Source organism: Vibrio sp. SCSIO 43135, from assembly GCF_023716665.1.
GTDB classification, from domain to species: Bacteria; Pseudomonadota; Gammaproteobacteria; order Enterobacterales; family Vibrionaceae; genus Vibrio; species Vibrio paucivorans.
Map to the genome: position 1 here is coordinate 1328224 of NZ_CP071860.1, position 19169 is coordinate 1347392.

18 protein-coding genes and 1 pseudogene are annotated in these 19169 nt (G+C 45.6%); 9 read left to right on the forward strand and 10 right to left on the reverse strand.

The annotated features are described in order from the left end of the window. Nucleotides 1–22 precede the first annotated feature (22 nt). The 3 genes and pseudogenes from J4N42_RS20520 to cscK all read left to right on the forward strand — a co-directional run bounded on the left by J4N42_RS20520 (nt 23) and on the right by cscK (nt 3672). The gene (locus tag J4N42_RS20520; protein ID WP_252031779.1) at nt 23–1450 is read left to right on the forward strand and encodes a sucrose-6-phosphate hydrolase; all 1428 of its coding nucleotides are present in this window, start codon (nt 23–25) and stop codon (nt 1448–1450) included. A gap of 105 nt (nt 1451–1555) precedes the next feature. Then, nucleotides 1556–2676: pseudogene (locus J4N42_RS20525) on the forward strand (carbohydrate porin). Nucleotides 2677–2745: 69 nt separating this feature from the next. After that, complete coding sequence (gene cscK / locus J4N42_RS20530) at nt 2746–3672, forward strand: fructokinase (protein WP_252034117.1); 927 nt, start codon at nt 2746–2748, stop codon at nt 3670–3672. A gap of 99 nt (nt 3673–3771) precedes the next feature. Here cscK and J4N42_RS20535 read toward each other — a convergent pair whose 3' ends face one another. From J4N42_RS20535 to J4N42_RS20550, 4 genes are all read right to left on the reverse strand, one after another. Then, on the reverse strand, nt 3772–4056 hold the full coding sequence (locus J4N42_RS20535; protein WP_252031781.1) for a YciI family protein: 285 nt from the start codon (nt 4054–4056) through the stop codon (nt 3772–3774). A 165-nt stretch (nt 4057–4221) separates the two neighbouring features. After that, nucleotides 4222–4677, reverse strand: coding sequence for a GNAT family N-acetyltransferase (locus tag J4N42_RS20540; protein ID WP_252031783.1), 456 nt, complete (start codon nt 4675–4677; stop codon nt 4222–4224). Between the two features lie 98 nt (nt 4678–4775). Next, nucleotides 4776–5609 carry an HNH endonuclease gene (locus J4N42_RS20545; RefSeq protein ID WP_252031785.1) on the reverse strand — a complete coding sequence of 278 codons (834 nt, stop codon included), beginning with the start codon at nt 5607–5609 and terminating at the stop codon, nt 4776–4778. Between the two features lie 233 nt (nt 5610–5842). Continuing rightward, complete coding sequence (locus J4N42_RS20550) at nt 5843–6742, reverse strand: LysR substrate-binding domain-containing protein (protein ID WP_252031787.1); 900 nt, start codon at nt 6740–6742, stop codon at nt 5843–5845. A gap of 139 nt (nt 6743–6881) precedes the next feature. Between J4N42_RS20550 and J4N42_RS20555 the strand changes: the two genes are divergently transcribed. Continuing rightward, complete coding sequence (locus J4N42_RS20555) at nt 6882–7754, forward strand: DMT family transporter (protein WP_252031789.1); 873 nt, start codon at nt 6882–6884, stop codon at nt 7752–7754. A gap of 100 nt (nt 7755–7854) precedes the next feature. Here the strand turns inward: J4N42_RS20555 and dsdC are convergent, their stop codons facing one another. Next, nucleotides 7855–8787 carry a DNA-binding transcriptional regulator DsdC gene (gene dsdC / locus J4N42_RS20560; RefSeq protein WP_252031793.1) on the reverse strand — a complete coding sequence of 311 codons (933 nt, stop codon included), beginning with the start codon at nt 8785–8787 and terminating at the stop codon, nt 7855–7857. Between the two features lie 258 nt (nt 8788–9045). Here dsdC and dsdA point away from each other — a divergent pair, with 258 nt between their 5' ends. After that, a complete protein-coding gene (gene dsdA, locus J4N42_RS20565) occupies nt 9046–10374 on the forward strand; it encodes a D-serine ammonia-lyase (protein ID WP_252031796.1) in 1329 nt (442 codons plus the stop codon). A 41-nt stretch (nt 10375–10415) separates the two neighbouring features. Here the strand turns inward: dsdA and J4N42_RS20570 are convergent, their stop codons facing one another. Then, complete coding sequence (locus tag J4N42_RS20570) at nt 10416–10676, reverse strand: DUF5062 family protein (protein ID WP_252031799.1); 261 nt, start codon at nt 10674–10676, stop codon at nt 10416–10418. Between the two features lie 254 nt (nt 10677–10930). Here J4N42_RS20570 and J4N42_RS20575 point away from each other — a divergent pair, with 254 nt between their 5' ends. Next, a complete protein-coding gene (locus J4N42_RS20575) occupies nt 10931–11443 on the forward strand; it encodes a GNAT family N-acetyltransferase (protein ID WP_252031802.1) in 513 nt (170 codons plus the stop codon). A gap of 91 nt (nt 11444–11534) precedes the next feature. Here J4N42_RS20575 and J4N42_RS20580 read toward each other — a convergent pair whose 3' ends face one another. After that, the gene (locus J4N42_RS20580) at nt 11535–12077 is read right to left on the reverse strand and encodes a nuclear transport factor 2 family protein (RefSeq protein WP_252031806.1); all 543 of its coding nucleotides are present in this window, start codon (nt 12075–12077) and stop codon (nt 11535–11537) included. A 149-nt stretch (nt 12078–12226) separates the two neighbouring features. On the opposite strand from J4N42_RS20580, the gene J4N42_RS20585 reads away from it, so the two are divergent. Next, nucleotides 12227–12607, forward strand: a complete 381-nt coding sequence (locus J4N42_RS20585) for a winged helix-turn-helix transcriptional regulator (RefSeq protein ID WP_252031809.1) — start codon at nt 12227–12229, stop codon at nt 12605–12607. Between the two features lie 106 nt (nt 12608–12713). Here J4N42_RS20585 and J4N42_RS20590 read toward each other — a convergent pair whose 3' ends face one another. After that, a complete protein-coding gene (locus J4N42_RS20590; RefSeq protein WP_252031812.1) occupies nt 12714–13883 on the reverse strand; it encodes an alpha/beta hydrolase in 1170 nt (389 codons plus the stop codon). Nucleotides 13884–14130: 247 nt separating this feature from the next. Here J4N42_RS20590 and J4N42_RS20595 point away from each other — a divergent pair, with 247 nt between their 5' ends. Both J4N42_RS20595 and J4N42_RS20600 read left to right on the forward strand, forming a co-directional pair. Then, on the forward strand, nt 14131–14904 hold the full coding sequence (locus J4N42_RS20595) for an SDR family NAD(P)-dependent oxidoreductase (RefSeq protein ID WP_252031815.1): 774 nt from the start codon (nt 14131–14133) through the stop codon (nt 14902–14904). A 28-nt stretch (nt 14905–14932) separates the two neighbouring features. Next, nucleotides 14933–15928 (forward strand): AraC family transcriptional regulator, encoded by a 996-nt coding sequence (locus J4N42_RS20600; protein ID WP_252031818.1) that lies wholly within the window; start codon nt 14933–14935, stop codon nt 15926–15928. 111 nt (nt 15929–16039) lie between these two features. Here J4N42_RS20600 and J4N42_RS20605 read toward each other — a convergent pair whose 3' ends face one another. Together J4N42_RS20605 and J4N42_RS20610 are read right to left on the reverse strand one after the other, a co-directional pair. Beyond that, entirely contained in the window at nt 16040–17236 is a 1197-nt protein-coding gene (locus J4N42_RS20605; RefSeq protein ID WP_252031820.1) for a MerR family transcriptional regulator, read from the reverse strand. Nucleotides 17237–17430: 194 nt separating this feature from the next. Beyond that, complete coding sequence (locus J4N42_RS20610; protein WP_252031823.1) at nt 17431–18981, reverse strand: ParB-like protein; 1551 nt, start codon at nt 18979–18981, stop codon at nt 17431–17433. Nucleotides 18982–19169 lie beyond the last annotated feature (188 nt).

Genomic DNA, 19169 nt, shown 5'->3' on the forward strand with positions numbered 1-19169 from the left:
CCCTGCTCTCCTAGGAGTCTCTATGGATTTTTCTAACCGTCAGAATCGTTTTGTACGAATCGATGAAGTCAGTTCTGAGTACCTAGCGGAAATCGAACGCACGACACAAACCGACCCATTTTATCCAACATACCACGTTGCCCCTAAACACGGTTTGTTGAACGACCCAAATGGCCTGAGCTATTTCAACGGTGAACACCACCTGTTTTATCAATGGTTCCCCTTGGGCCCAGTACATGGTTTAAAACACTGGTACCACGTATCCACTAAAGACTTTGTGAACTTTACCGATCGCGGCATCGCAATGTATCCAGATAAAACATACGACCACCATGGCTGCTACACAGGTGTTGCGGTGCCACAAGGTGACGAGCTTTACTTGTTCTACACCGCGAATCTACTGGACGACGAGCAGAACCGCTTCCCAACACAAGTGATGGCAGTGATGGACAAAGACGGCAAGATAGACAAAAAAGGCATTGTGGTTGATGTGAATTTCGAGTCTTACACGTCTGAGTTCCGCGACCCTATCTTGGTTGACCGCGATGGCGAATACCACATGCTGATTGGCGCTCAAGGCCATGACGAAAAAGGCAAATTGGCTTACTACCGTGGCAATGCGATTAATGACTACGAATACGTGGGCAACATTGATGTAGGTTTGAATGACTTTGGCTTCATGTGGGAGTGCCCGAACTACTACGAGCAAGATGACAAAGGCGTTTACATCTTCTCACCACAAGGCGTGAGCTCAGATAACAAATACGATCTCAAGAACGTTTTCTCTGTGGTGTACATGGTGGGTGATCGCATCAACTTCGATACTCAAGAGTTCAACAACCAAGGTTATCGCGAGCTAGATAAAGGCTTCGACTTCTACGCGCCGCAAACCTATCTAGACAACCAACAGCGCAGAATCCTAATTGGCTGGCTAGGTAACTCTAAGAGTGACTACCCAACCGACAAAAACAACTGGGCGCACATGTTCACCCTACCTCGTGAGCTGACCATCGAAGGCGACTACCTGATCCAAGCTCCGCTAAAAGAGCTAGAAGCTCTGCGCAGCAGCACGGAAACGGTAAACGAATCTGTAGAGCTAACCTCACGCGCATTTGAACTGGAGCTGGATGTTAACGAAACATTCTCTGTCGCGTTTGCTAACGCAGCGGGCGAGCGCATGGTGTTTAGCGGTAACAGTGAAGAGTTTACTTTAGACAGGACCCATGTCTCTCACGTTCACGCAGAAGCTTATGGCACCGTTCGTTACGCCCAGCGCGTAGAACAGGCGCAACGCATTCGTATCTTCGTAGATAACTCAGCGATTGAGATCTTCGCAGACAGCGGCAAAACCGTGTTCACCTCTCGCATCTTTATTGACGATTTAAACACGCTAGAAATTGAAGACGCCAGCGCAACCTTGCACTACTTGTCTCCAATTCAATGCTTCTAATTCGGTCGCTTAGCCGAATACCACAACAATAAGTGGCATTAGAACCACTTCAACAGCCAAACCAAGGCCCTGAATAAGGGCCAACGATTAAACATAGGTATCCTCATGAAAAACACCTTTAAGCTTTCAGCAGCAGCTATTTTCGTTTCAACCGCAATGACGGCAAATGCAGGGATCAGCATCGTAGATAACGAAGAAGGGAATTTTTCAGTCGGCGGTAACGTAGAGCTAAACTTCAACTACCAAGACCGCGAATCAAACGCCGCAGACAACAGTGAATTTAACCAAGACGGCCGTGTACTGATTGAATTTGCCGGAGAGAAGTACTCGAGCAACGGTCACTTCGTTGGGGTTAAAGCCCAGCCGCTATTTGAAAGTACAGGCAATATCGCACTCGATGACGCGTACTTTGAATTTGGTAAGAAAGAGTCTTGGGCAATCAAAGCAGGTCGCTTTGAAGCTTACGACATGTTCCCTGTCGGCTTGGATGTATTCCTAGAGTACTCTGGCGACACTGCAAACGACTTGTACAGCGATGGCTCGGCTTACACTTACCAAGCGAAAGAAGCACGTGGCCGCGGCTCTGATGGCCAAATCATGTACTACCAAGATTTCGGCAACTTGTATGTAGAAGTGGGTGCTATGCTGGGCGACCGCTCTAACCTATTCGATGGCGGTGTTGGCGGCTCTTACCACGGCCAAACCATCGATTCAGCGAAAGATTCATTCCTAGTCCGCCCAGTGGTTGCGTACCAGATGAACGATTTCCGTATTGCAGCATCTGTTGAAACTAACCTAGTGTCAGACGCTATTGTTGCCAAATGGTGTGGATATTTCAGACCGTACAGGTTATGGCCTAACAGGTAACTGGACCAGCGGTGACTGGGTAGTTAACGCGAACGTGGCTTACTTAGATGCGGTAGATGAGAACAACCTGTCGTTCGGTGCGAATGCTCTTTGGAACAATATTGGCCTTGGCTACATCCACTCAATGAACGAATACGAGAACAAAGAGTTCGCAGGTTGGGCTGAAGGTGATGTGAACGTTTCGACTTGGTATGCGTCGTATGCGTTCAATGACGTGCTAGAGATACAAGATTTCTCAATCTTATTGGGGCACTTACTATACTACGGTCGACAATAAGCTCACCCAACAAGCCAGTGTAGACAACTTCGCAGAAGAAGATGACTTTGGTGCTCGAATTCGCCTATTCTACGAATTCTAAGTCTTTACCTCGCTCATCGATAAGCATTCTAACTTCAAGACACTCAAGGTTAAGGGTCACACTATGAAAATGAACAAGGTTTGGGTTACGGGCGATGCAGTCGTCGATCTTATCCCATTAGACGACAGCAGTTACTTAAAATGCCCTGGCGGTGCACCAGCCAATGTTGCTGTCGCGATCGCTCGCTTAAAAGGTGATGCTGCCTTCTTCGGCCGTGTTGGGCAAGATCCGCTTGGACGCTTCATGAAAGAAACCCTAAAAACCGAGGGAGTCTGCACAGACAAGATGCTACTCGACGACGAACAACGCACCTCGACAGTCATCGTGGATTTGGACGACACTGGCGAGCGCAGTTTTACCTTTATGGTCAAACCCAGTGCCGACCAGTTCTTTGCCGAGCAAGATATCCCTGAGTTTTCAGCAAATCAATGGATGCACAGCTGCTCCATTGCATTGGCTAACGAGCCTTCTCGCGGTGCAACCTTTGAAGCCATGAACCGTATCAAGGCGGCGGGCGGTTACGTCAGCTTCGACCCGAACTTACGTGACGAAGTATGGCCTAACCAAGCTGAAATTAAGCCAGCAGTAATGAAAGCCGTAGAGCTTGCCGACGTGGTGAAATTCTCTGAAGAAGAGCTCTTGTTTCTTACAGATACGAGCGAGCTTGAACAGGCATTAGCCATGTTTGAAAAGCAAACCAACAAATTAGTGCTGATCACTTTAGGCCCTGAAGGTGCATTAGCCTTGTTTGGTGGCGAACGTAGGCTGATTTCAGGTTCGAAAATCGACAAGGTGATTGATACTACTGGTGCCGGCGATGCATTTGTCGGTGGCTTACTGGCAAAGCTGTCTCAAACTCAGCAATGGCGCTCGTGGGATGATATTGAAGCTGCGATATGTTGGGGCAATGGTTGCGGCGCGCTCGCTACCACTCAAAAAGGTGCCATGACAGCATTACCCTCTGTTGATGAACTATTGGCATTACTGGGCAAGTAATCATCACAGCTGAGTACTAACCAGCAAAAGGCGAACCATACGGTTCGCCTTTTCATTGTTCGAGAGTGGTTGCTGTAGTCTTTTGTTATACACCAAATGCTAAACGAGGAACCCTAATCTTTCTGACGCTTTGGTTGGCACCATTTCTGTTACCTCATAACTTGCTAAGCCTTCCCTGTGAAAAGGGTCTTGAGCGAGTACCTCATTCAATTTATTTCGGTCGCGAACTGTGGAAATGATAATACCACCTGTTCTTGGTTCTTTGCGGCCAGATAGAATGAAGTGGCCTTTTGCATATTGCTCATCGAGGTATTCCACATGCTCAGCAATAAAAGCATCGACTTGTTCTAGAGGCACCTGATAGGTCAAAGAGACGATAAACATAGATAATCCTTGTATTCTTGCCCGACGGCAAAATAACACATTAAGCGACATCATGAGATGAGCAACACAATATCAAAGGTTCTTCATACCGTCTTAAACACGCGACACATAGCAAAAAACACCAAATGTTGGGGATCACTCTAAAATCTTTTGTTGGCAGATTTCTCAACGTGTAAACGACTTAACCATATCGTACTGATGCAACCCTAAACCAAAGCCATTTTTGATAACTGAAACTGTTTTAAAACCATAACGATTAAACAACTTTTCCATCAGCTGAGTGGTGGATATGTGGATGTCATACAAGTTGCCCTCTGCTCGTATGCGACTGTCAATTTCTCGATAAAATGCGTCTACTGTTGGTAACAACTGACGATACCCAAGAGATCCATGACGAAACATAACCCAAGCGATTCCATGGATATTGCCTTTGGTGTAATGACCACCGCATCCAATGATTTGATCTTGAGCTTCAACGACTAAATAGTTGTCGTCAGCATAATTGTCTAAGAAGTCGATTAAATCCGATTGATCACTTTCTATGAAGTATTTAGGACAATTTGATAGCAAAATATCGACTAATGCTTGCTTGTCTTTCGGATTGTACTTTCTAAACTTCATTGCTGATTTCTCTCCATTTAGATAACGTCCTGTTAAGGTGTGAGCCGCGTTTGGCTATACTTGAGCGAAGCGAAATTGCCAAGCGTTGCGAATTACTCTTAAATGCTTTGTTGAGCGATTTTTTCTTCAATGCTAAGGGCTATTCTTGACAACTGATCGTTGAATTCTTTGTTGTCGATTGAATAATGCGCTCTCCTATGACATGTAGGACATAGAGCAATAACATTTTCCGGGCAGTCAGCACCACCGTCAGCAAGCCTAGTTAAATGATGGACTTCCAGATAAGGTCCAGCCTTAGTTTCAAAGGGTGACTTGCTTCTGCAACCTTCACAAACCCCATTTGCGCGCTTTTTAACATATAACTTTATAGCCTCACTGCGATAACGGACATGAGCAATTTGTTCTTTTACGTCCACATCGTTCGGGGTCACAGCTGTAGCAATATCGCGCAATTGTTTAAGTGATTTGCTTTTAGTCGGTTTGGTTAAATAAAGAGCCTTTCCATTTACTACTCCCGGAAGCCTTGATTGCGGAAGTACATCCAAGTGAAAAATTAAAGCATCTCGAAGTTGACCGTTTTTGTCAGGTCGCTGCTCGATATGATGTTCAATGTAGCTACATACTCCCACAAAACGCACAAAGCCTTTTGTCGTCGACTCAAACAACAAGATTTCTTTTTTGTTTTCCTGGTGCTCGAAGATTGCCAAATTACCTTTTGCCATCTGCATATCACCTTCTTGGCCTTCTCCTGTATACCTAAACGTACCATCAGGGCCAAAACCATCGGAATAGCCGAACTCTTCACCAGCATCACTGGTAAATATAAATACATAAGGATGATTAGCTGGCGTAGCGATCCCCCCATACTGTTGACCTTTGTATACACCGTGAATATCAGAGCGACGGTTATAGATTTTACCAACTTCGAACAATGAACTCTCCCAATAGCCTAACAGTTATTAGACAGAATATTTCTGCGTTTAAATGCAGAATTATTCTGTCTAGTTCCCTAGGCACTTAAACCACACTTCGTACCATACCAATATTAACAGTAACTTAGGCTGGCTCACACTGCCCCAAAATGCCCAATGTATAGATTCTCTATCTCGCACCCATTTCTATTTGAGCGAGTGTTACGAAAGTCGATTTTCGTCAATATTACTGTTTACTCATAATCAAAACATTGTTGCTTTAGCCAGTGACCTAACGTTTTAATTTCGAACTGTTTGGCTCTCGATTTCTTGTAAACAAAGTACATATTGTCGCCGGTCGGTAAATCGTGCATTGGGATGCGAACTAGGTTTTGTTGGAGGTCTTGGTCGTTAAGGAAGTAGTCGTTCAAAAACGCAATGCCTTGGTGATATTTGACTGCTTCGGCGGCCAACACCATATGGCTGAATTGGCTGATTTTCACATCGCTCGGTAGGCTGAAACCACCACGTTCACACCATTGAAGCCAGTCTTTCGCTTCACCGCTTTCCTTGAATATCGAGCTTACTGAAAGTAGCGGCTGATCCCATAGCGCCTCTGGCAAAGGTTTATCTTCAATTCTCTGCCACACCTTTTGGCTGCAGAACGGGTACAACTGCTCTTTATAGAGAAAATCGCTCACATAGTTTTTCTTTGGCGGATAGGCTGTGATAAAGCAGTCGGCCACTTGATCCGAAAACTCAGGTTCATCAGCCACCATGGTGAGAGTCAAGTCGATTTCTGGATGCTGCTGGCGCAAATTTTCCAGCCTTGGCACCAACCATTTCACCGCCAAAGAACTGTACATGGCCAAGCGGATTTTTCCGCTCTCTCCTTCGCGAATCTGGTGGCTCGCTTGCGCGATGTTCTGCAAAGAATGGGATACCTCTTCGTAGTAACGCTCGCCTATTGGGGTTAGCGACAAGTTTCTTCCTTGGCGAACAAACAAGGTTTCACCTAGGTATTCTTCCAACAAACGAACCTGATGACTCACCGCACTTTGCGTTACGTGAAGCGCTATCGCGGCCTGAGAAAAACTGTTTAAACGAGCAACCGATTCGAAACATTGTATTGCTCTCAGAGGAGGTAATTTCATTATTAGTTGAGCTCATACTAAGTAAATTTTTATCATTATATATGAAGCGATTTTATGCATTAAGCTTACGCCATCATAGTTCTTTACTTTCTTTTTCACTCACACTGAACACGCGTCAGTCAATGATAGGAGCTTCGTCATGCCTACAATGTCTGTTGGAATGGCAATGGGTTTACTCATTGTCGGTAACCTTATTGCGGTTTTCTCTGATGCCTTAATTAAAACCTTGGGCGAAGACACCGCTGTGTTTCAATTTGTCTTTTTTAGACAGTTAACGGCTGTGCTGATTCTGCTGCCTTTTTGTTATGGCGTGAGTAAAAAGAGTTTCACTGATGGACTGAAATGGCACGCCCTGCGCGCGCACATATGGTTGCTGGGCGCGATCTTTATGGTGTTTGCCATCAATGCAATGCCATTGGCGACGGCCAACGCCATTTTCTATGCTGCACCTTTGATGATGCTGCCGTTAGCATTGGTATTTTTCAAAGAACAGCTTAACCGTTACTCCATCGCGGCGGGTATATTTGGCTTTCTGGGCGTTCTTGTCATCATTCGTCCAACCGAGTTCGATTGGGCTGCCATTGCAGCGCTTATCGTAGCGTTAACCATTGCCAGCAATAACTTATTGATCCGTAAACTGCCTAAGCACCAAACCGTGGCGCAAACATTATTGCTCACCAATTTAGCAGGAATTCCGGCCTCACTTGGGCTTGCTATTTGGGAGGGCCGTGAATGGGATTGGTCACCGCTGATCACCGCCGCGGGTTCAAGCAGTTTTATTCTTATTTACGCGGCAATATGCGTGGTGACGTACCGCTCGGCAGAAAGCAATAAAATCGCCAGTGCCGAATACAGCGGTTTGCTTGGAGCAGTTGGCGTAGGTTTGATCTGGTTTGGTGAAATGCCCGATTTAGCCATGGTGATTGGCACAGCAATGATCGTGGTGCCGCTTATCTGGTTAGCTCGAAACGAAAAGAAGCAAAACAATACTTCAACAGCCAACGCCGAATAATGGCGTTGAGATAGAAAACTCAATCCGCTTCGCCTGATTGGTAATCCATGAACATTCAAGGCGTGTTAAAGCTAACCCTTTCAACACGCCTTTTTTATTGCTACGTTTGAGACTTCAGCCATTCGATAAACAGCGTCACTTTCTCACTGCGCCTTGTCGGTAGTGTTGCAGCATAATAGCTTTGTTTGCATGGTACTTCCGTACCGGTAAATGGCGTAATGAGTTCACCCGATAAAAGCTGGTTTTGCACCAAGCTGCAACGCCCCATGGCAATACCAGCATGGTTAGTCGCAGCCACCACGGCTAAGTCTGAACGGTCGAAACCAATACTCGATTGGCTCAACAAGCTTTTAATCCCGTTAGCCTTTGCCCACCCTTGCCATTCATCATCGTTCGAGTCGTAATCCCACGCCTGATTGTCATGCAGTAACGTGGTGTTCGCTAGGTTATGAATTGATCCATGCAAATCAAACCTTGCGGCGTACTCACTGGAACAAACAGGAATTATCGTTTCCTGAAATAGAGTTTCGCAATGCAGTTTCTTTGGCCTGTGTTCGTCGAAGTAAATCGCCACATCGATGCCATAACCTTGAAAATCAACGTTCTCGTTCCCGGTTAATAGTCTGAGCTCTATATCTGGATAACGCTGGTTAAAGTCGTGTATCCGCGGTACTAACCAACACTGAGCAAAGGACGGCCGTGAATAAACCGTTAGTGGGCCAGATACATCGCCACTCTTAACATCAAAGATTTCTTGGTTCAATTCATTGAGCGCTTTTTGCAGCGATTGATAAATGCGAACGCCCTCTTCTGTCAGGGTTATCTTCCTGTGAGTACGTTTAAACAGTTGAATACCTATATCTACTTCCAACTTATTGATTCGATGCGAAATCGCACTGGGTGTAAGCGATAACTCTTCCGCCGCCAACGAAAACGAGCCGTGTCTCGCCGCCACTTCAAAGGTATGAAGTTTGGAAAGTTGAAAGCTGTTAACACGGCTTTGCCCAGAAAATAGGTTCTCTTTTGTGTACATGGTTTGAATTCAGCTTTGATCAATAAGTAGCGTGTGATTGTAAATCAATGAACGGCTCAAAGGCGTTATACCGGACACAAATTCACACAAGAAGAATTATAGGTATATTTTGATTCAATATAATTCACACTAAAGTGAAAAATCATCAGTTGTCATCGTTTACTCGCATAGGTCTAATAGGACTAAGCCACCAGCGATTTATGGGCGGCTTTAGCAATTCACTTAGCTCACCATAGTGCTCACCAACAGGGATTTACGATGACGATTGATGTCCACACACTGACCAAGCAATACCCTTTGCTAAATCAGCTTATCGCGCTAGAGGAAACCGCTTGGTTTAATCCATCTATCACGAGCCTAGAACAAGGTTTGCCCTACGTGGGACTCGATGCCAATGATGTTAAAGACGCCAGTGATCGACTAAAGCGATTCGCGCCTTATCTCGAACAAGTGTTTCCAGAAACCGCTAAAACCAACGGCATTATCGAGTCTGAAGTCGTTGAAATCTCTGCGATGAAACGCTTGCTGGAGCAAGAATACCAAAAGCCAATCTGCGGGCGTTTGCTGCTGAAAAAAGACAGCCACCTGCCGATTTCCGGCTCGATCAAAGCGCGTGGTGGGATCTATGAAATTTTGGTGCTGGCAGAAACACTTGCGATCGAGGCTGGGTTACTGAGTAAGAGTGACGACTACAGTAAATTGGACAGCGATACATTTCGTGATTTCTTCTCACAATACAGTGTTGCAGTAGGCTCTACTGGCAACCTTGGTATGTCGATTGGTATCATCAGCGCCAAGTTGGGCTTTTCAGTCAGTGTTCATATGTCTGCCGACGCCAAGGAATGGAAGAAAAACAAACTACGCTCCAATGGGGTTAACGTTGTCGAGTACGAGCAAGACTATGGCGTCGCAGTCGCACAAGGGCGAAAAGAAGCCGGGAAAGATCCCAACTGTTTTTTCATTGATGACGAAAACTCTCGCTCGCTGTTTTTGGGCTACTCCGTCGCGGGCGAACGGCTTAAGAAACAGTTTGAAGACAGTGGAGTCCAAGTCGATGCCGAACATCCATTATTCGTTTATCTACCCTGTGGTGTTGGCGGTGGCCCTGGTGGGGTGGCATTCGGGCTCAAATTAGCGTTTGGCGATCATGTGCATTGTATCTTCGCCGAACCAACCCACTCCCCATGCATGCTTCTTGGCGTGCACACTCAGCTTCACGATGAAATCAGCGTTCAAGATATCGGTATTGATAACATAACTGCCGCGGATGGCCTAGCTGTGGGCCGCGCTTCTGGTTTTGTAGGCCGCGCTATGGAGAGGTTATTGGATGGCTACTTCACCATTTCCGACCAGAGAATGTATCGCTTGTTAGGGCAACTCAATCAATCGGAAAGCATTCAATTAGAACCCTCAGCGTTAGCAGGTATGATTGGCCCTGTAATACTGGCAAGCGAGAGTGACTACATGGAGCGCATGCAGTTCAGCCCAGACAAGATGAACAATGCCACCCACTTAGTTTGGGCGACAGGCGGAGGCATGGTGCCAGAAGAAGAAATGGCGTCGTATCTCGCGAAATCTGGCATTTAATAGAACAAAAAAAGCGAACCGAACGGTTCGCTTTTTTGTGTCTATTTTAGAGGATCATCATCTGGTAATGCTTTATGAATCCACAGCGCCAATCGGTGTTTGATGTTCGCGCCATCGAGCTTACTTTCCGGTAACGGGGAGATTTGCTTTGCATCAACTAAAAACAGATACACCGCTTTGACTCTAACTGGCTGAGGTGACTGAGGTAAGTCGAAGCCCTGCATTTTGGCCATCTTACCGCCAATTTCTAACGCCTTTTTTACTAGTTTGTCTTCGTTATTGAGTTTCGCGGTTTTAGACATATTTCGGCATCCTCCTTAGTGACTATCAACCTGAGTATACCCAAGTTGAAAATTAACGGTTTTATGTGCGTCTCAAACTGACAAATCCCGTAATATTTATCCCGTCTCATAGTTTATCCCGCCTCTTAGCGCCCAACACTATCGTCCACACATCCGTCATTCCCTCATATCAAAGGTCAATTTATCTGTTGACCTGTCTACAGCTTTATAGTTTAGAGTTCATCACATAGGTTAGAAACTTAAGAAGACAATTTATGAAAATCAGAACTGAAATCGAATCCGACATTAAAACCATCGAAAGCCTCACTTATGCTGCATTCGAAAATCACCCTCATCATGAAGTGGGAGCAAAACCGACAGAACACCTAATCATCAATAGGTTACGCCAAGACAACGCATTGTCCTTATCGCTCGTTGCAGAAGAGAACGAACAGATTCTAGGGCACGTTGCATTTTCGCCAGTACAAATTGGTGAGGAAACATCAGGTTGGTACGGCCTAGCGCCGTTGTCTGTGGCACCTAACCAACAAGGCAAAGGGATCGGTAGTTTGCTTGTGCGCGAAGGTTTAGCACAACTGAAATCACAAGGCGCGAAAGGCATCGTTCTACTTGGTGAGCCAGAATATTATGGCCGCTTTGGTTTCAAACAGCGCACTAACCTAACCCTACCGGGAGTCCCGGCGGAATATGTGCTTGCACTACTTCTTGAAGAAGATGAAGCGGCGCCAGAGGGTGACATCACTTTCCATGCTGCGTTTACAGGTTAAGCCAACGATTAACCGAAGCGTTTTTGTCAGAACCTTATGCAAAAAAGAGGAGCCACAATGCTCCTCTGTTTTGTTTCATTGCCGAAACTCTTTAAAACACGCCATTCTCGTTTTGGATATCACCACCGCTTATCAGAGAGTAGACACGCATGGAGAAGTCCAGCGCTTGAATTGAGTCCCAATGCTCAACAATTCGTCCGTCTTCAATTCGCCAAGTATCAATGATGTTCATGCCTTTTTGGTCATTACCTCTATCTTCTTTATTCAGCGTCGCGTGGGAATGGAAAATCACGTAATCACCATCAACGAAGATGTGCTTCACATCGTAGGTGTAATCTGGGTATTCCTCTACAAACTCTTGCAAAAAGCCCACTAGCCCAGTCACCTTGTCGGGTAAGTTTCGGTTGTGTTGAACATAAGCACTGTCGTTGTAGTGTTTCAGTACATAGTCAAAATCGTGGTCGTTCATCAAATGTTGAACAAAGTCAGTAATGAGCTCTGCATTTTTTAATTCTTGCTCAGACCAACTTGGCTTTTTCAGTCCATCTAAATCAACGACGAGCTTATCTGCGGCTTGCGCATAAACGGTTGTAGTCATTAGTAATAAAATGAATGCAGTGATCGCTTTAAACATAATTGGCTCCTAGTGTTCTACTCTTCCTTAGGTATACATTGATCACTATAGTATTTAATAGTAACCTACATAACAAGAAGGCACCGAAATGTTCGCTAGTCACATTTTGGTTACCTATGAAGCCTATTGAGTTAAAAAAGGAGCCGCGAATGGCAGCACAATCTCAGCCAGAAAGAAGGGTTTTCTACAACAACGAAGAATGCCCTGTTCGTAATGTCGTTGCACAAATTGGCGATAAATGGTCACTACTCATACTGTTCGCACTGGTCGATGGAACCGACCGTTTTAACTCACTAAAATCAAGAGTAGAAGGGATTTCACAGCGAATGCTGACCCAAACACTGAGGGATTTAGAGCGAGAAGGTTACGTCAATCGAACTGTCTATCCTGAAGTTCCCGTTCGTGTGGAGTACTGTTTAACAGAAATGGGGCGAGATCTGGTTAAGCCGTTGTATCAGTTGGTAACTTGGGCGGGCGATCATAAGGAAGATATTGAGCGGGCTCGCAAAGCTTACGATGATAGAAACTAAGCTAACCACTTGTTAAATCGAGACTAAATTTAAAGCCCTTCGAAAACATCGAAGGGCTTAGATTTCAGAGCAAGAATATAATATTCAGATCTCGCTGCTTTGTGTTTTACAAATCCAATGCTTGAGTAAGATCAGACACCATGGTGTCGTACCATGGATTGAACGTAAGCCTTGCGTGAATATGTTCATTAGCTCGGCCGTCCCAAGCGCTATACCAAACTTCTTCCCCCGCATTACAACGGCTAATTTCATCTGCCGTCATGTCGGAGCCATTTCGGCAAATACGTTCACTCCCATTCACACCGTAATAAGGGTTGCTCGGTGAATAGAGTATGCCCATATGAGACATATTACTGATCCGCAGCTCTTCGTTGCGGCTGTAGATGTAGCGGGTGTCTCCGTCCACTTCGCTTGGCTTAGAACCAAACCAAACTAACTTATTGTTTGGGTTGGTAAACTGAGTATCAAATACTTGTTTAATTGCCACGGTATCGAGCACACTGTCGTGCTCAGTCAGCACCATAAACACTGGTCGGTCGAAAGTTTGGTCGTGCAACAAGTTCGTCGCCTGTTTACTTGAGTTGTAGTATTGAGCAAAACCGTTGGTTGGCACCATGAGATAGCGAGTGTAATTGGTGAAATTGTCAGGATTCATATCTCTTAACCAAGGCTTGATACCTGAAATCCATGGCGTCATGAAGGCAAGTGGCTCATTAGAAATAAACCCCGGCGAAAACAGCATTAAGCCATCGATGGCCTCATCTTGCGCCGCATAGGAATAAGCGAGGTTACCACCAGTAGAGAAACCACCAAGGTAAACCTCATCCACGTCTTGTTTAAGCAATTCTACTTGCTTCTCTACGAGAGCATTCCACTGTTCATAATCCACATCTAACATGTCTGCTGGGCGGGTGCCGTGACCGGGTAGCAATACCGTACGCACCAACAAACCTTGTTCACTGAGTGATTGAGCAATATCGACAAACGAGTATGGCGAGTCCCCTAGCCCATGAATCAATAACACTCCTTTGGTCGGTTCAGTATTACTTTTAGGCTTGATTTCTGACGGCATATTGGCCGCAAGTTCCTCAGTATGATCACTGGTAAGGAAATAGCGGTTTTCTTTTAGCTGTTGCTCAGTCTCCTGCACATATTGTTCAAAAGAGTCGTAGTCAGTGAGCACCTTGACAGAAGAGGGCGTATACAAAGGGTGAGTATCACTTGAGGCACACGCAGTAAGCAGTAACGGCAGAAACAGGGCGAATTTTTTTATCATGGTTAACCATCTAACAGATCGAACTGAGTTCATTATAAATTCAGAACCTGAATGTAATCTGAACCAAACAATTCGACATTGAGATAGCATCTCTGTTTGGTTAATTCACATCCTTCACAAGGTATAGCTGACAACAAAAATAACAATTGGCACAATCGGATGACATGCTGTCGTGTTTGGATGTCACGAATTGCTGCTGACTTTGTAATATACAACTGAGACCGCAGCAAACCAAAAGGAAAACAAGATGAAAAACGTAGCATTAGTGACTGGCGCTTCTAACGGTATTGGATTGGAACTCGCAAAAATCCATGCAGAGCAAGGTAAAGACCTTGTGATTGTTGCTCGCTCTGAAGACAAGTTGGTTGCACTTAAACAAGAGCTAGAAGCAAAACACTCTGTGAGCGTCGAAGTCATTGCCGCAGACTTGGCAAAACCTAATGCCGCAAAAACCATTTTTGAGCAAACAGAAGCAATGGGCATAAAGGTACACACGCTGATTAACAATGCAGGCTTTGGTGGCCACGGCGAATTCGCCAAACGCGAACTGCACGATGAGCAAGCGATGATTCAAGTGAACATTGCGGCGCTCACCGATCTTACCCACTTGTACGTTAAAGGCATGATTGAGCGTAGAGAGGGACAGATCCTTAATGTTTCATCAACGGCTTCCTTTATGCCTGGCCCACTGCAAGCAGTGTATTACGCAACCAAAGCATACGTGACTTCGTTTAGTCAGGCATTGGCCGAAGAAGTCCAGCAGCACAACGTCACTGTAACCGCTCTTTGCCCTGGAGCTGTCGATACAGGGTTTGTTGCGGCTGGCAATTTAGAGGGCGTAGACGTGTGGAAAAACGCCAAGTCTGCGCGCTCGGTTGCCGAATGCGGTTATCAAGCTATGCAGAGAGGGCAACTGGTGGCATTTAACGAAGCTCCGCTAAAATTCTTATTAAATTGGGTCATTCCACTCTTGCCACGTAAAACAGTTCTTAAAATTTCTCGTCGATTTATGGAAAAGTAGCCGAGAGAAAACGGAGTCACGCACGAATATGAGAAGAGCAAGCCGATTTACTATTCCCCCAAACTGGAAGGTCTTTTTTAACGACCTCGGTATCGAGGTCCATCAGGTGCTCGCTCATGCGGGGCTGCCTAGCGGACTATTCGATCATGACAAGGTGCAGCTCACAACAGAGCAGTACTTTCAGTTTTGGCTTGGCATTGAATCCGCCTATGGTGATAAAATGCCGCTCAAGTTTGCCGATGCCTTTAGTTTGGAATCGTGCGACGTGCCAATTTACGCTGCGGTTTGCAGCCCAAATTTGAACGCGGCTTTGGAGCGGCTAAGAGAATACAAGCCTTTGATTGGCCCTATGATACTGGATATAGATGCGAACCAATCGACAACGCACCTTACTTTGGGGTGCTATGGCTACAACGGTAAGCTACCGAAAATTCTGAGCTTAGTTGAAATAGTGTTCTTTACTCAACTGGCTAGAATCGCGACTCGTCAACGCATTGAGCCACTTCGCGTTACGCTTCCCGAACCACCAAATAATCTCAAAGGTTATGAAGAATATTTGGGATGCAAAATCACGCAAGGCGACCTAGCGACGATAGAATTTCGCACTTCAGATGCCAACGCGCCGTTTCTAACCGACAATCAAGCGATGCTGGCACTGTTCGATAAAGAGCTGAATCAAAAGTTGGAAGCACTACAACAAGATGACTCTGTGACCAATCGAGTATCGCGAATCCTAACCAGCTCACTGCCACAAGGCGAAAGCAGTATTGAAGGCGTAGCGGCGCAAATGGCGGTTAGCAAACGAACGCTGCAGCGCAAGCTCGCCGCAGAGGAACAAAGTTTTCAAACCGTGTTGCAGCAAGTACGTTATAACTTGGCCGAGCACTACCTAAAGCAAACCCAACTACCTATTCTGGAAGTCTCTTTCTTGCTGGGATTTCAAGAATCTAATTCCTTTATCCGCGCTTACAGCAGTTGGACAGGTAACTCGCCAACCCAAGCTCGAAACGCCTGTCACCACTGACTATAATGGCGGATATAAGACACTTAAAAGCCCAATTGCCAGATGGTGCTGCAATTGGGCTTCATTTTTTGGCCGAAGACTTAAATGTTAAGTTGGTTTGCCAATAGCCAGTTAACTCGCTGATACTTTTTCGAGTACAAACATGTGGTAACCAAACTCGTTAGCGTGCTGAGTACACAGTTCCACTTCATGCTTAATGTCTTTGAACGCTGCTGAGCCCGACATTTCTTGCTCAAGCTCGGTAATGCGCTGCTGAAGCGGTGCATAGTAGTTTAGCCACGCTTGTTCGCTTTGAGCAAAGTGCTCTACCACTCGATAACCCGCTTTTTCCATCTGCTTCAATCTCGCAGGTACCGTTTGAATATCTGGGTACTCTTTGTTCCAGAATTCAACTGAGTCAGCACTTGGCGAGTCGACTTTCCATACCATATCACTAAGCACGATATAGCCTTGTTCCTTAAGTAGTGGCTTCCATTGCTGCAATGCTTTCTGCACGCCCATGATGTACGCACTACCCTCAGCCCAGATGACATTAAAGCTAGATTTAGCAAACGGTAGATCCGTCATGCTTGCACACTCGGTGTTAAGTTGTGATTGGATCCCCTGTTGTTCAAAACGTTCAGTTAACCGATCCAGTGCCGACTGCTCGTTATCAATGGCGGTGATTTTGGCTCCCTTGTTTGGTACCAATAGGTTGTCGGCTAATACTTGAGTGGCCAAACCTTTGCCGCAGCCAATTTCTAACAGGTGTAAATCGGATTCGATGCCTAATGCTTCTAGTGCATTGAGTGTGTCAGTTTCGCTGCCTGGCCCCCAGCGTTCTAAGGTTTCGAAGACTTTCATAAAGTCGGCCATGTATAGTTCGTGTTCGTTCATGTCTTTTGATAACCATTTCACTCGCAAAGCTTCTTTTTCGCTAAAGCCTTGCTTCATTAACCAATCGAGATGAGCCCCTGGTGCGACTTTGTCTAACCCTTCATGCCAAGCGGTGAGATCGCCCTGCCCGAGTAAAGCGGCTAGGACGTGACGCGACTTTTGTTTCTGCTCAATCTCTTCATCCAGCGCAGTTAAACGATTCTGTAGAATCTGCTTATCGATTTTGGCTTCTAGGCACTGTTTACACTCTTTCAGTGTCAGCCCCCCAGCCAAAAGCTGCTGGATCAGATACACATGTTGAACGTCATCATCATTGTAGACCCGGTAACCGTTATCTAGCCGCTTGCCAGAGATAAGTCCTTGCTTCTCATAATAAAGCAGCGCGGTTCGTGACAACCCGACTTTCGCCGCGAGTTCGGATATTCGATACATGATGAGTAACCTGTGTGCTCTGATGGTGAAGAAATTTAAACTATAAAGCCGTAGACAGGTCAAATACTATTTGATGGTTTTGCTCAAATTAAAATACGTTTTTTACTCGCGGAGCCAGTAAGTGTGAATACAAAAAAGGACAGCCATTGGCTATCCTTTTTGTTTGACGGCTTGTCGAACCTTAAGGTCAAGCCCTATGATGGATTGCTCGTGATGTAAGCCGATTCCGACTGATTCAAGATAGCGCCCGCTTCTTTTTCATCGCCCCAGCCAATCACTTCCATGCCGCCGTCTTTACCTTTGTAGCTCTCGAACCAGATTTTCACAATATCTTTCACACCGATAAAGCGCTCATCCAGTTCAGTCAATGATTCAACCCCAGAGAAAGGAGAATCATTAGTGAGCACCGCAATCAATTTATCGTCTTGTTCGTCACCATCGAGCATCTTAAGCACACCGATTAAACGAGCAGAGACGACCTCTCCTCTTGGGACTGCTTGCCCTAGAACAAGAACGTCCAATGGGTCGCCGTCTCCACCAAGCTCTTTAGGTAATGCGGTTTGTGGAATGGTGCCATAGTTGCCCGGGTAACCTAAGTATTCAACAACCCTAGGCGCACCGTTTTTGTATTCCCAAATCAGCTGATTTTCGTTCTCCTTACTCAGTTCCCATTTCGCAGATGTGCCAGTAGGTATTTCAACAATCGCGTTAACGGTATTGCCATCGGTTGAAGGCGGGAAATCGGTAAAACTGCGCTTCATCTCGAGAGTGAAATCATCCACTTTCTTTAGATATGTTGGCGAGATCACCGCTGAGTCGTAAGCAATGCCGTTGCCTGTCGAAGAGGTTTTGTAACGCAGCATATAATCCAGTTTGCCATTCTCGCGACTGACTTTGTCTAAGCCTTTTTGTTTGAATGACGGATAGATGCCCATTTGTTCGGCGCTGAGCTTTGAACCGCCCACGTTATCTGAATCGATGGATAGCAGATGTTTACCTACATCCTCTAGGGCTTGTTTGTATCCCTGCATCGAGTTCAAATCGTATTGTTGAGCATCTGTGAGCTGGCGTAATTCCTTAGACCAATAGAACTCCAAAAACGGTACTGGCTGTTTCGGCTTGTTCCATGCAATATCTCTCGAAAAGTACATGAGTGAACGGTATACGTCGTTATTGAAGTTGTACATGCCCAAATGACTAGGTAAATCGTTGTAGCGAATCGCGACATTGTTATGGTCGTACAACCAAGTATTGCCATCTTTTTCCATCGCTTGCCAGAATTCATCCATGGATTCTAGCTGACGATAATCACCATCTACGCGAACTTGAACATTGAATCCAGCGCCACCACCGTTCATGTGATAGAAGGTGTTAAAAGTATGGTGGCCATCGGTTAGGTACAACGCATCATCAGGCCCAATCACTACCGTTTTTAGGTCTTTGGCGCGTGAAGCGACAGGTTCTTCACAGCTGAAAGAAGCGGCCAAGCTCGGTACAGAATGCTCGGAAAAATGTTTAACACCTTTTTGGCCTTGAGCTTCACAGATTTCATCAAACTGCTTTTCGACATCGAATTGGTAACGACCCAGTTTGTAGAATACTTGGTCATAGCCAATCGAAGGCTGAGTTGGTTTTAAATCCGCCAGCGGAACCTTGAGTACATCACCGACGGTGATAGTGCTGTCCTGCGCGTGCAACGGCATTGACGCTGCAATCGATAGAGATAATAAGAGGAGTTTTTTCATAACGTTATTTGCTTAGAACTTAAGTGATATCGTGAGTTAAAGTCAGAACGGCAATATACGATCTGGCACATGACGGCTCGGTCGCACTTCTATGACAGTTTTAATTATGGGTGTAACAAGGTGTTTCTCGCTGTGTTCGCCGCACAAGTAGCGCATTGCATCTTCTAAAAACCTGACACCAATAAGAT

Excerpts from the sequence above, each read along its gene's own strand:
- J4N42_RS20610 (WP_252031823.1), bottom strand. The coding sequence starts at position 18,981 with ATGAAAAAACTCCTCTTATTATCTCTATCGATTGCAGCGTCAATGCCG.
- J4N42_RS20575 (WP_252031802.1), top strand. The coding sequence starts at position 10,931 with ATGAAAATCAGAACTGAAATCGAATCCGACATTAAAACCATCGAAAGC.
- J4N42_RS20580 (WP_252031806.1), bottom strand. The coding sequence starts at position 12,077 with ATGTTTAAAGCGATCACTGCATTCATTTTATTACTAATGACTACAACC.
- dsdC (WP_252031793.1), bottom strand. The coding sequence starts at position 8,787 with ATGTACACAAAAGAGAACCTATTTTCTGGGCAAAGCCGTGTTAACAGC.
- J4N42_RS20585 (WP_252031809.1), top strand. The coding sequence starts at position 12,227 with ATGGCAGCACAATCTCAGCCAGAAAGAAGGGTTTTCTACAACAACGAA.
- J4N42_RS20605 (WP_252031820.1), bottom strand. The coding sequence starts at position 17,236 with ATGTATCGAATATCCGAACTCGCGGCGAAAGTCGGGTTGTCACGAACC.
- J4N42_RS20590 (WP_252031812.1), bottom strand. The coding sequence starts at position 13,883 with ATGATAAAAAAATTCGCCCTGTTTCTGCCGTTACTGCTTACTGCGTGT.
- J4N42_RS20600 (WP_252031818.1), top strand. The coding sequence starts at position 14,933 with ATGAGAAGAGCAAGCCGATTTACTATTCCCCCAAACTGGAAGGTCTTT.
- J4N42_RS20555 (WP_252031789.1), top strand. The coding sequence starts at position 6,882 with ATGCCTACAATGTCTGTTGGAATGGCAATGGGTTTACTCATTGTCGGT.
- J4N42_RS20520 (WP_252031779.1), top strand. The coding sequence starts at position 23 with ATGGATTTTTCTAACCGTCAGAATCGTTTTGTACGAATCGATGAAGTC.
- dsdA (WP_252031796.1), top strand. The coding sequence starts at position 9,046 with ATGACGATTGATGTCCACACACTGACCAAGCAATACCCTTTGCTAAAT.
- J4N42_RS20535 (WP_252031781.1), bottom strand. The coding sequence starts at position 4,056 with ATGTTTATCGTCTCTTTGACCTATCAGGTGCCTCTAGAACAAGTCGAT.
- J4N42_RS20540 (WP_252031783.1), bottom strand. The coding sequence starts at position 4,677 with ATGAAGTTTAGAAAGTACAATCCGAAAGACAAGCAAGCATTAGTCGAT.
- cscK (WP_252034117.1), top strand. The coding sequence starts at position 2,746 with ATGAACAAGGTTTGGGTTACGGGCGATGCAGTCGTCGATCTTATCCCA.
- J4N42_RS20570 (WP_252031799.1), bottom strand. The coding sequence starts at position 10,676 with ATGTCTAAAACCGCGAAACTCAATAACGAAGACAAACTAGTAAAAAAG.
- J4N42_RS20595 (WP_252031815.1), top strand. The coding sequence starts at position 14,131 with ATGAAAAACGTAGCATTAGTGACTGGCGCTTCTAACGGTATTGGATTG.
- J4N42_RS20550 (WP_252031787.1), bottom strand. The coding sequence starts at position 6,742 with ATGAAATTACCTCCTCTGAGAGCAATACAATGTTTCGAATCGGTTGCT.